The organism is Moraxella sp., assembly GCF_024227015.1.
In the GTDB taxonomy this organism is placed as follows: domain Bacteria; phylum Pseudomonadota; class Gammaproteobacteria; order Pseudomonadales; family Moraxellaceae; genus Moraxella.
On sequence record NZ_JAAELD010000062.1, the window covers coordinates 1 to 726 of the forward strand.

The window sequence follows — 726 nt, forward strand, 5'->3', positions numbered from 1 at the left end:
AAAGCCCGCCTGCAAGCACTACTACGTGAGCGGATTTTGTTCCTTGATGGGGCGATGGGCACAGAGATTCAAAATTATAAACTTGCCGAAGCTGACTACCGTGGCACACGCTTTGCCAATATTGACAATGACGTCAAGGGCAATAATGACCTGCTGGTACTCACTCAACCTGACATCATCAGTGCCATTCACCGCTCATACCTAGAAGCTGGCGCAGACATCATTGAGACCAACAGCTTTAACGGCACGCAGATTTCCATGGCGGATTATCGCATGGAACATCTAAGCTATGAGATTAACAAGGCGGCGGCACAGCTGGCTCGTCAGGCGTGTGATGAATTTACCGCCAAAAATCCCAACAAACCCAGATTTGTCGCAGGCGTCATCGGACCGACTTCCCGCACCTGTTCTATCTCGCCTGATGTCAATGACCCTGCCTTTCGTAACGTCACTTTTGATGAGCTGGTGGATAACTACACCGAAAGCACGCTTGCCCTAATCGCTGGCGGTGCGGACATTATTTTGATTGAGACGGTGTTTGACACGCTCAATGCCAAGGCGGCGATTTTTGCAGTAACAGGCGTATTTGAGCAGATTGGCTTTGAACTTCCCATTATGATTTCAGGGACGATTACCGATGCGTCTGGACGTACATTGTCAGGACAGACCGCCGAAGCCTTTTATAACTCGGTGCGTCATGCTCGCCCCTTGTCCATTGGCTTTAAC

Annotated in this window: 1 protein-coding gene; it reads left to right on the forward strand. The window is 50.0% G+C overall.

The genetic code is table 11. The features are described 5' to 3' along the window. A partial coding sequence (locus GY683_RS01240) for a homocysteine S-methyltransferase family protein (protein WP_297287024.1) occupies positions 1-726 on the forward strand: 726 nt, incomplete at both ends.